General features: G+C 67.2%; 10 protein-coding genes. 3 read left to right on the forward strand and 7 right to left on the reverse strand.

Going from position 1 to position 10,690, the window contains the following annotated elements; genetic code table 11:
• Positions 1–403, reverse strand: a 403-nt coding sequence (locus HUK82_RS11795; RefSeq protein WP_176614150.1) for a DUF374 domain-containing protein, incomplete at its 3' end; no start/stop codon positions are given.
• A 112-nt stretch (positions 404–515) separates the two neighbouring features.
• Between HUK82_RS11795 and HUK82_RS11800 the strand changes: the two genes are divergently transcribed.
• The 3 genes from HUK82_RS11800 to HUK82_RS11810 all read left to right on the forward strand — a co-directional run bounded on the left by HUK82_RS11800 (position 516) and on the right by HUK82_RS11810 (position 3,118).
• Positions 516–1,586: a lysine-2,3-aminomutase-like protein gene (locus tag HUK82_RS11800; protein ID WP_176614151.1), complete on the forward strand. Its 1,071-nt coding sequence runs from the start codon at positions 516–518 to the stop codon at positions 1,584–1,586.
• 83 nt (positions 1,587–1,669) lie between these two features.
• Positions 1,670–2,236, forward strand: coding sequence for an elongation factor P (efp, locus tag HUK82_RS11805; protein ID WP_176614152.1), 567 nt, complete (start codon positions 1,670–1,672; stop codon positions 2,234–2,236).
• Positions 2,237–2,308: 72 nt separating this feature from the next.
• Positions 2,309–3,118, forward strand: coding sequence for an inositol monophosphatase family protein (locus HUK82_RS11810; protein WP_176614158.1), 810 nt, complete (start codon positions 2,309–2,311; stop codon positions 3,116–3,118).
• A gap of 36 nt (positions 3,119–3,154) precedes the next feature.
• On the opposite strand, the gene HUK82_RS11815 is transcribed toward HUK82_RS11810, so the two are convergent.
• The 6 genes from HUK82_RS11815 to HUK82_RS11840 all read right to left on the reverse strand — a co-directional run.
• The gene (locus HUK82_RS11815; RefSeq protein WP_176614153.1) at positions 3,155–4,723 is read right to left on the reverse strand and encodes an alginate export family protein; all 1,569 of its coding nucleotides are present in this window, start codon (positions 4,721–4,723) and stop codon (positions 3,155–3,157) included.
• A gap of 141 nt (positions 4,724–4,864) precedes the next feature.
• Positions 4,865–6,415 carry a Do family serine endopeptidase gene (locus HUK82_RS11820; RefSeq protein WP_176614154.1) on the reverse strand — a complete coding sequence of 517 codons (1,551 nt, stop codon included), beginning with the start codon at positions 6,413–6,415 and terminating at the stop codon, positions 4,865–4,867.
• A 148-nt stretch (positions 6,416–6,563) separates the two neighbouring features.
• Positions 6,564–7,070 carry a nucleoside deaminase gene (locus HUK82_RS11825; RefSeq protein ID WP_246495335.1) on the reverse strand — a complete coding sequence of 169 codons (507 nt, stop codon included), beginning with the start codon at positions 7,068–7,070 and terminating at the stop codon, positions 6,564–6,566.
• Between the two features lie 57 nt (positions 7,071–7,127).
• The gene (gene hemW / locus HUK82_RS11830) at positions 7,128–8,309 is read right to left on the reverse strand and encodes a radical SAM family heme chaperone HemW (RefSeq protein WP_176614155.1); all 1,182 of its coding nucleotides are present in this window, start codon (positions 8,307–8,309) and stop codon (positions 7,128–7,130) included.
• 11 nt (positions 8,310–8,320) lie between these two features.
• Entirely contained in the window at positions 8,321–10,309 is a 1,989-nt protein-coding gene (locus tag HUK82_RS11835; protein WP_176614156.1) for a potassium transporter Kup, read from the reverse strand.
• Positions 10,306–10,690, reverse strand: a 385-nt coding sequence (locus tag HUK82_RS11840; protein ID WP_176614157.1) for an alanine racemase, incomplete at its 5' end; no start/stop codon positions are given. The genes HUK82_RS11840 and HUK82_RS11835, both read right to left, overlap by 4 nt.

A 10,690-nucleotide genomic window follows, 5' to 3' on the forward strand; every position in this document is an offset into this window, starting at 1 on the left:
GGAAGGCCTGCGCGCCCCCCTTGACCTTGCCGCGCCGCGTGGACGATCCGGCGATGACCTGCGTGCGCCACGGGCGCACGATGTCGCTCATCAGCCGGCCGTCCCGGTTGCGACTGATCAGGACATGCACGCGCAGCGTCGGGTTGATCCGGTACGCCCACTGGCGCAGCGCGGGCGTCAGGGCCAGCGCCTCGTGCCAGAAGGCCACGACGCCGCCCTGCCCGGTGCGCCCGGTCAAAATGTCGAAGGCGTCGGGATGAAGATCGGTCTGCCATCGCGTGGTGCGCAGGCAGACGTCGATCCATGCACGAATCACGCCGACCGCCAGCCGCCGCCAGCCGCCCGCGCCTGACGGTGCTTCGCCGGGTTCCGCGAAAGCGGCCGTGTCGGGGGCTCCGGCCATCGGGGTCGCGTGCGCGTCCATGTCGCGGCGGTAGCACGGCCCCCGGGCGGGCGGAAGGGCCGATCATGCGCGAAACCTTCCCAAACGCGACGGAGATCGGTAAAGCGCCGCCATGACGCGCCTCTTTCCCCGCACCCTGCGTACCGCAGACGAGCTGATCGCCGCAGGCCTTGCGCCCGAGGCCGCGCGCGCGGGACTGGAGGACGTGGCGGCGGCGTATGCGACGGCCATCCCGCCCGCCTTCGCCGCCCTGATCGAGCATCCCGACGACCCCATCGGCCGTCAGGTGATCCCCGATCCGGCCGAACTGCTGACGACGGCCGCCGAACGCTCCGACCCGATCGGCGACGAGGCGCTGTCGCCGGTGCCCGGGATCGTGCACCGCTACGCCGATCGCGTGTTGCTCAAGCCGCTGCTGGTCTGTCCGCTGTACTGCCGGTTCTGTTTCCGGCGCGAGCATGTGGGGCCGGACGGCGGACTGCTGGACGACGCGGCGCTGGACCGCGCGTTCGAGTGGCTGCGCGCCCATCCCGCCATCGGCGAGGTCGTGATGACCGGCGGCGATCCGCTGATGCTGTCGGCGCGGCGGATGGACCGGATCATGCGTGCGCTGGAGGCGATCCCGCACATCCAAACGATCCGCATCCATACCCGCGTGCCGGTAGCCGATCCGGCGCGTGTGGACGCGGCTTTGCTGGACGCGCTGGAGACCGACCGTGCCATGTGGGTCGTGCTGCACGCCAACCACGCACGCGAATTCACCCCCGAGGCGCGTGCCGCCCTGCGCCGTATCCAGTCGCGCGCGATTCCGGTGATCGGGCAGTCGGTGCTGCTGCGCGGGGTAAACGATACGACCGAGACGCTGGAAGGGTTGCTGCGGGCCATGGTGGCCGCGCGGGTCAAGCCCTATTACCTGCACCAGCTCGACCCCGCGCCGGGGACGGCGCGCTTTCACGTCCCGATCGCCGAGGGGCGCGCCCTGCTGGCGTCCCTGCGCGGCCGTGTGACCGGCCTCGCCTGGCCGACCTATGTGCTCGACATTCCCGGTGGCCACGGCAAGGTGCCTCTGGGGCCGGAGTATCTGCGTGACGAAGGCCGCGCGGTCCTCGACCCGCAGGGCGTCCGCCATGAAATCGGCCCGACGGGCGAGGCAAACCTTGCCGAAAAGCCCCGGACCCGGTAGAAGCCCGCCTTCCGAGCCGGTCGTCGCGCCGGTACCCGGGCCCGCGCCCGGCCCGTTTTCCACTTCAGTCCACGGGGACACCCATGAAGCAGCAGGCAAACCTGATCCGCGCCGGACAGGTCATCGAACATGACGGCCGTCGCTGGACGGTGCTCAAGCAGCAGATCATCACCCCGGGCAAGGGTGGCGCCTTCATCCAGGTCGAGATGCGCGACCTGAAGACGGGCAACAAGACCAACGAGCGTTGGCGCACCGCCGACACGGTCGAGCGTCTGATGACCGAGGACAAGGAATACACCTATTCCTACACCGACGGCGACAATCTGGTCCTGATGGATCCCGAGACGTTCGAGCAGACGATGCTGGCCGTCGAGATCCTGGGCGACCAGGCGCCATTCCTGCAGGACAACATGACGCTCAACGTCAAGCTGGTCGAGAACGACCCGGTGGCCGTGACCCTGCCGCCGCACGTGACGCTCGAGATCGTCGAGGCCGATCCTGTGGTGAAGGGCCAGACCGCCAGCTCCTCCTACAAGCCGGCGATCCTGTCGAACGGCGTCAAGACGATGGTGCCGCCGTTCATCGAAGCCGGTGAATCGGTCGTGGTGCGTACCGACGACGCCAGCTACGTCGAGCGCGCGAAGAACTGATCGCGTCGCCCGTTTCCTCGTTTCCCGCAGCCGACAGGACCTTGTCTCGTGGCCATTCGTCTCTCCCCCCACATGACGGTAATGCAGAACGCGGCGCAGCGCGCCGCGCGTCGTCTGCTGCGTGACTTCAACGAGGTCGAGAACCTTCAGGTCAGCGTGAAAGGCCCGGGCGACTTCGTCTCGCAGGCCGACATGCGGGCCGAGGCCTCGATCCGCGAGGACCTGGAAAAGGCCCGCCCGGGCTACGGTTTCCTCATGGAGGAAAGCGGCGCTTCGGGCGGTGACAAATGGACGTGGCGCTGGATCGTCGATCCGCTCGACGGCACGACGAACTTCCTGCACGGCATTCCGCACTGGGCGATCTCGATCGGCCTGCAGCGCCGCCTGCCGGACGGGACGTTCGAACTGGTCGCGGGCGTCGTCTACAACCCGGCCGCCAACGAGATGTTCTGGGCCGAAAAGGGCGTCGGCGCGTTCGTCAACGAACGCCGTCTGCGTGTCTCCGGTCGCCGCGACATGCTTGAGGCCGTGTTTGCCACGGGCATTCCGTTCGCCAAGGTTCCGGCGGTGCAGCGCCTGCCGTTCGCCCGCACGCTGGGCGCCCTGATGCCGCAGGTCGCGGGCATCCGCCGCTTCGGTTCGGCTGCCCTCGACCTCGCGTGGGTCGCGGCGGGACGTTTCGACGGTTATTGGGAGCTGGGCCTCAAGCCGTGGGATTGCGCGGCAGGCTTGCTGCTGGTGCGCGAGGCCGGTGGGTATGCCACTGATCCGTCTGGCGCGGAAATCACGGCGCTGGACGATTCGGTCTCGGTCGTTGCCGCCAATCCGGCAATGCATCCGCGCCTGCGCCAGATCGTGGCCGAGGCGGTCGGCGCGGCCTGAGGGCAGCGACCCGCCTGCAGGCGTCGGGCGGCGTCGTCAGAAGCGGAAATCGAGCGTCTGCATATAGAACTGTCCGTCCCGCGCACCGGCCCGGTGCCATGCGGCGGACCCACAGAACGCCGCGAAGTCATGGCTCCAGGTCAGGTGTCGGTTCAGGGCCAGGCTGACGCCTGCCTGCGGCAGAACGCCGGTCAGGCGACCGGCTGACCGGTCGAGCGGGTAGATCTGGTTCGTGCCATACAGGGCGTCCCGTGTGCTGGCGCGCCAGAAGACGGGCACATGCACCCGGACCGAGATCCCTTTGATCGGCGTCCACCGTCCCACCGGTCCAGCACTCAGAGCGTTCTGAGGCCCCATGTAGGTCGTGACGTCGTTATAGAATGGGGCGTTGTAGTAGGGGGCGGCATAGGTGCGAACCGTGCGGCCGCTGGCATCGCCACCGGAAAACAGATCCACCTGCACACCGACCGCAGGCTTGCCGATGACACCCGCAAAACTGCGCGTGACGGAGCCATTGATGGCGTAAGCCCGTATAGGGCGGCTGGTCGCGTTCTCCGGGTGAAATACCCCGCCCTGATAGAGGGCCCCAAGGCTGATCTCATACGGCCCGAGCGTACCCCAAAGCCGGGTGCCCACCGTGTCTCGGCGTGTTGCACCAAGCTGAACCCCGCTGGCCGAGGCCGTCGCACTGGCGGCGCCCCGGTAAAGATAGCCATAGTAAAAGACATCGGCAAAAACGGAGCTTTTTGCCGGCATGAATGCCATCTGTGGCAGTGCGTAGCTGCCATAGACGCCGAACAACCGCGTGTGCCAGTCGGCCCTGTTGGCGAAGACGCCCTGGGGTTTGGGATCGGTGCGGAGAAAGCCAAACGTATCGAGACGAAAACGATGCCAGAAGGCGTAGCCACGTATACCGTTCCAGCTTTGCGGGATGTTCGGCAGGTCGCGTACCGACAGGACATACGGTGGCGCATCAAGGAAATACTGGCGTCCGATCATGACGCCGGCATGTGATCCGAACAGTGTCTGCCGAAGTTCGAGAAATCCCTGTTGCAGATCCAAACGTGAACGCTGATAGCCATCATAGCCGTAATAATTGGAGCCGCCGGCCGTGCCGTTCGCCAGTTCGGCATACAGCCGCACATGCGTTCCAACCTGAAGATCGGCACCGTAAAGACTGCGCAGAAGCACGCGAAAGGCACGTCCGGGTCGACGTGTGCCCAGCGCGGGATGACTGTCGTAGTAGCCACGCAGCCGCTCCTCGCCGTTCAGCGTGAGGGTAACCGTTCCATCGGACGAGAGAGGAATACGTTTGAGGCGGTCGAAAACATCGTTGGGTCTGGAAGACAGTTTTACGCCTGACCAGTCTTCGGACCAACGCGCCTGGGCATAGCTGTCAACCGGACCCCAACCGGATGCCTGTCCCTTCTGGGCGTTGAACACACCCCATGGGCCAAGGAAAGCAGGCTCGGCCGGGGCGTCGCCTCGGATGTCCTTGCGATCGCGTCGGTCGGGTGAGAGCAGATCGTCGGCGCTTGCCGGACTGGCCGGCAACAGCAAAGCGGACAGAGTCATGCCAAGCGGAAAAGGAAAGAGGCGCTTCATCGCTCCGATGATAGGAGACGCGGAGACGCATCTCTAAGTGACATTCTTTGTCTGGATAAGGTTTTTTCAAAAACGTGAACGTGCGTGCCCTGTCGGCGGCAACGGTCGCGCGCGCGTCACCCGGACGCGCGCGCGGGGCGATCAGTTGTTGTCGTCGCCCGATCCGCCGTCGTCGCCCTGGCTGCTGGGGTCGATGGCGACGAACAGCGCCTGACCGTCGCGCAGGATGCGCAGCAGCACGGACTGGTTCGTCTTGATCGAATCCCGCACGGCGGCGACAGTAGCGCGCGGATTGTCGACCGGGCGATTGCCGACGCCCTGAATGATGTCGCCAGGGCGCAGACCCGCCTGCCCGGCGGGGGAGCCCGGCTTGATCGCCGCAATCACCACGCCATGCACGGAATCGTCGACGCCGAGGCGGTGGCGCAGATCCGGTGTCAGCGCCGAGAGCGAGACGCCGATCTTGCCGCTGGACGTGTCGCTGTCGGCCGCCGCACTGGTGGTCGTGTCGCCGCCGGTGCCGCTCATGTTCACGATCTTGGCGTGCAGGCTCTGCGCCGTGCCGTTGCGGATCACGCCCAGCGTGGCATCCGTGCCCGGCTGCAGGGACGATACCTTGACCGCAAGATCATGCGGCGAGTCGATCTTCTGTCCGTTCAGCGTGGTCACCACGTCGCCCGCCTTCACGCCAGCCAGATCGGCCGGGCCGCCCTTGTTGGTCGTGGCGATCAGTGCGCCCGACGGCGGCGCGCCGGGGGTCGGCGGCTTGAGGCCCAGCGCCTTGGCCATTGCGGGCGAGATCTGCTGCGCCTCGACCCCCAGATAGCCACGGGTCACATGACCGGTCTTGCGCAGCTGGTCGACGACGTTGCGCACCGTGTCGGACGGGATGGCAAACCCGATGCCGATCGAGCCGCCCGACGGCGACAGGATCGCGGTGTTCACGCCAACTACCTTGCCGTCCTGGGTAAAGAGCGGGCCGCCCGAATTGCCGCGATTGATCGGCGCATCGATCTGGATGAACGAATCATAGGGCCCATCGCCGATGTCGCGCCCGCGCGCCGAGACGATGCCCGCGGTCACCGTGCCGCCGAGCCCATAGGGATTGCCCACCGCGACCACCCATTCACCGGGCTGCACGTTGTCGGACTCGCCGAGTTCGATGAACGGCAGGCGCGAGCTGGCGGCGATCTTCAGCAGCGCCAGATCGGTCTTCGGATCGCGCCCGACGATCTTGGCCGGCAGCGACGTGCCATCGTCGAGCGTCACCGACACCTTGGTGGCGCCTTTGACCACATGGTTGTTGGTCACCACGTAGCCGTCCGCCGAGATCAGAAAGCCCGAGCCGCGTGCCTCGACCGAGCGATGCTGCGGCTGCTGGGGCATCATCTGGAACGGAAACGGAAAGGGGAAGGGCGACTGCTGCTGCTCCATGCCGCCCTGCTGCTGCTCGTCGTCGTCGCTCTCGGTGATGTGCGACGTGATCGAGACGACCGCCGGTTTGACCTGTTTGACCAGGGCCACGAAGTTCGGAAGCGTCTGCACCTGCGTATTGGGCTTGATCGCGCCCGCATCGTCGGCGCGCGCTGGTGGCGTGGCCAGGGCGCCGGCTCCCAGCAGGGCCGTGGCGGCAAGCAGCGTACGCAGGGTCCGCGCGGGAGAGACGGGAGACGGCAAAGGCAGGTGTGGCATATCGATCCTGATCTGTTTGAGCGCCGGCTGCTCCGGCGAAGACCGAAGCGCGCACAGGGCAGACACCCCACTGTAATGCCATGGGGAAGCCGACCCCAACCCTACGGCGTGATGAAACCTGCGTTAAGAGCCGACGCCTGTCCGGCGCTCAGGCGGGTGGATCGGTCGGAGCGGGCCGTGTGCGCGGGGGCCTGCGCGCGGCGAAGAACGCGCGCAGCAGGTCGGCCGCCTCGCGCTCGGCCACGCCGCCGATGACTTCCGGGCGATGCAGGCACTCCGGCCGCTCGAACAGTCGCGGCCCGTGTTCGACGCCGCCGCCCTTGGGATCGTAGGCACCGAAGACTACGCGCGCGGGCCGGAAATGCACGATTGCGGCCGCGCACATCGGGCATGGCTCCAGCGTGACGTACAGGGTGCAGCCGGTCAGGCGGGGGGAGTTCAGCGCGGCCCCCGCGGCGCGCATGGTCAGCAGCTCCGCATGGGCGGACGGGTCGCAATGCTCCTCGACGCGGTTGCCGGCCCGGGACAGGACGCGGCCGTCAGGGCCGACTACCACCGCGCCGATCGGCACCTCGTCACGGGCCGCTGCCGCCCGGGCCTCGTCCAGCGCCAGACGCATGGGGGAGCACGGATCGGGGGCGGCCGCGACGGTCATGCCTGGGAGACTACGGCAATCGCCCCGTGGCGGCCAGAGCAGGGACGGGGGCGGCGTTTACAGGACCAGTGCGCCCAGCAAGGCTTCCAGCCTCAGGCGGCCCGACGGGGTGGCCCGCAATCGCGTGCTGGCGGGTGCGATCGACCATGCCAGATAATCCTCCTCCAGCGCGGCGCGGAGGATTGCCGGGTCGAGAGCGTCTTCCAGCGCCATGCCGGTGCGTGCCGCAAAGTGTGTGCCATCGATCCCCTCGTCGAGCCGCAGACCCATCAGCAGCATTTCGCGTGCGCAGTCCTGCTGCGACAGAAGATCGTCGTGCGTGGTGCCGCTGCCGGTGCGCTCGACGCGCTCGGCCCAGGGTTCCGGCGCCCGATGGCGTCGTGTGGCGTGCAGGCCGTCCGCGCGTGTCAGGCGTCCATGCGCGCCCGGACCGATGCCGATATAGTCCTGGTACCGCCAGTAGCCCAGATTATGCCGACTCTCGCAGCCGGGACGGGCATAGTTCGAGACCTCATAGGCCGCCAGCCCGTGGCGCGCGGCCACGGTCGCGGTCTGTTCGTACAGGGCAGCGGACGCGTCTTCGTCGGGCAGGGCGAACAGGCCGCGACGGGCGGCGCCCTCGAACACCGTCCCCGGCTCGATCGTCAGTTGGTACAGCGACAGATGGTCGGAGACCAGCGTCAGAGCGGTATCGAGTTCGGATCGCCAGGCGGCCAGTGTCTGTCCCGGTCGGGCGTAGATCAGGTCGAAGGAGAGACGCCCGAACAGCCGCCGCGCCGTCTCCAGCGCCGCCACGGCCTGCGTGGCCGAATGTTCGCGCCCAAGGAAACGCAGGGCGGCGTCATCCAGCGACTGGACGCCCAGCGAGATCCGGTTGACGCCCGCCTGCGCGAACGCGGCCAGCGCCCCGGCCTCCACGCTGGTCGGATTGGCCTCCAGCGTAATTTCCAGATTAGGCTCCGCGTCGAACAGCGCGCGCGCGTCGGCGATCAGGTCGGCCGTCGTCTGCGGGTCCATCAGCGATGGTGTCCCGCCGCCGAAGAAGATCGACCGCAGCGGCCGACGTCCCAGCGCGGCCGCCTCCGTCGCCAGTTCGCGCCGCAGGGCGGCGGCAAAGCGCGTCTGGTCGATGCGTTCGCGCACGTGCGAATTGAAGTCGCAGTACGGGCATTTCGACCGGCAGAACGGCCAGTGCACGTAAAGGGCGACGGACGGCTCCGACTGGGCATGCGTCCGCATGGCGAGCGCGCTCAGATGGCGATCCGCACGCCGAGTTCGACGACGCGGTCAGGCGGAATACGGAAGAATTCCGTCGCCGGCGTGGCGTTGCGCGCCATCAGCAGGAACAGGCTCATCCGCCAGGCCGCCATTTTCGGCACGGCCGAACGCACGATCAGTTCGCGGCTGGTGAAATAAGAGGCCTGGAGGGGATCGAAATCCAGGCCGTTGGCCTTCAGATCCTCAAGCGCGCGGGGCAGGTTCGGCGATTCCATGAAGCCATAGCGCAGGATCACCCGGTAAATGTGCGGGGCAAGTTCCTGCAGGGCGACGCGATGGCCACGGTCGGCCTCGGGCTGATCGAGGTTCTGGATGGTCACGAACAGGACGTGATCGTGCAGGACCTTGTTGTGCTTGAGGTTGTGCAGAAGGCAACTCGGCACGAATTCCGGCGTCGCGGTCATGAACACCGCCAGACCCGGCACCCGCACCGTGCGCGACTGTGGCAGCCGGGCCAGGAACGAGGCCACGGGCAGGCTGTCCATCCGCTGGCGCTCCATGATCAGCGACCGGCCGCGCTTCCATGTCGTCATCAGCAGCGTCAGCCAGATGCCCAGCATGACCGGCACCCAGCCCCCTTGCGGGATTTTCAGGGCATTGGAGGCGAAGAAAATGCTGTCGAGGACGAAGAACCCGCCGAACACCGCCACGGCGGCCCACATCTTCCACTGAAACTGGCGATGGAAGACAATCAGCGACAGGGCGCAGGTGCACATGAACGTGCCGGTCACGGCAATGCCGTAGGCCGAGGCCAGTGCATTGGAACTACGGAAGGCAATGACGAGCAGCAACGCGCCGATCATCAGGAAGCGGTTGAAATCGGGCAGGTAGATCTGCCCCTCTTCCTCGGCGTTCGTGTGGGTGATGCGCATCCTCGGGAAATAACCCAGCTGGATGAGCTGGCGGCACAGCGAGAATCCGCCCGATATTCCGGCCTGGCTGGCGATGACGGTGGCCAACGTCGAGAGGATCAGCAGCGGAAACTGGATCCAGCGCGGACCCAGCAGGAAGAACGGGTTGGACAGCGCCGCCGGGTGGCTGATGATCAGCGCCCCCTGGCCGAGATAGTTGAGCACGAGGCACGGCAGCACCAGAAACAGCCACGCGTAGCGGATCGGCTGGCGGCCAAAATGCCCCATGTCGGCGTATAGCGCCTCCGCCCCTGTGACCGACAACACGACGGAGCCCAGGGCGAGGAACGAGAGAACCCCGTGCGCCACGATGAAGCGCAGCGCGTAATAGGGCACCAGCGCGCGCACGACACCCGGCTGGTGGACGATCTCGATCAGCCCCAATACGCCGATCGTCGTGAACCACAGCAGCATGATCGGGCCGAACACCTTGCCGACCCGCCCCGTGCCGTATCCCTGGATCGAGAACAGTGCGATCAGGATGATGATGGCGATCGGAATGACGAATTCGCCCGCCGCGGGTACGCTGACCTCCGCACCCTCGACGGCCGAGAGGACCGAGATCGCCGGGGTAATCATGCCATCGCCGAAGAACAGGCACGCACCAGCGATACCGACGAAACCCAGAAACGACTTGGTCCGCGCACCGATGCTCACGCGCTGGGCCAGCGACATCAGGGCGATGATCCCGCCCTCGCCATTATGGTCGGCGCGCATGACCAGCATCACGTATTTGATGGTCACGATCAGGATCAGCGACCAGAAGATCAGGCTCTCGATCCCCAGGATCTCGACCGCATCGGGCGTGTGGTGGGCTCCCGCCACGACCTCGACGGTGGAGCGCAGGGCATACAGGGGGCTTGTGCCGATATCGCCGTAGACGACGCCCAGCACACCCATCAGGGCGGCCAGACCGACCGGGCCGGACAGATGGCCCTTCTGGTCGGCGCCGAATTCCTTGACCGGGGCGGGGCCGCCGGTGGGCGTCGCATCACGGGCAAAGGCCGGGGAGGCCGCAGCCGCCCCCGTGTTGTCGGAAGATGCGGTCATCCGGGGCGGCTTTCGTCTCGGAGGGGGGTGGGGGCCGCGGGGTCTGCCGCAGGGCGGGCCCCGAAGATGGCGCTGCCGACGCGGACATGCGTGGCGCCGGCGGCGATGGCCTGTTCGAAGTCGCCCGACATGCCCATCGAGACGACCGGCAGGCCATGCGCGCGCGCCATGTCGGCCAGCAGGGTGAAATGGGGCATGGGGTCCGTGCCCTCGGGCGGGATGCACATCAGCCCGCGCACGCTCGCGCCGAAACGCGTCCGGCACAGGGTGATGAAGGCATCGGCCTCCTCAGGCAGGGCGCCGGCTTTCTGCGGCTCGGACCCGGTGTTGATCTGCAACAGCAGGTCCGGCAGGCGGCCCGCGCGGTCGGCGGCGCGCGCC

Source organism: Ameyamaea chiangmaiensis (genome assembly GCF_013376175.1).
In the GTDB taxonomy this organism is placed as follows: domain Bacteria; phylum Pseudomonadota; class Alphaproteobacteria; order Acetobacterales; family Acetobacteraceae; genus Ameyamaea; species Ameyamaea chiangmaiensis.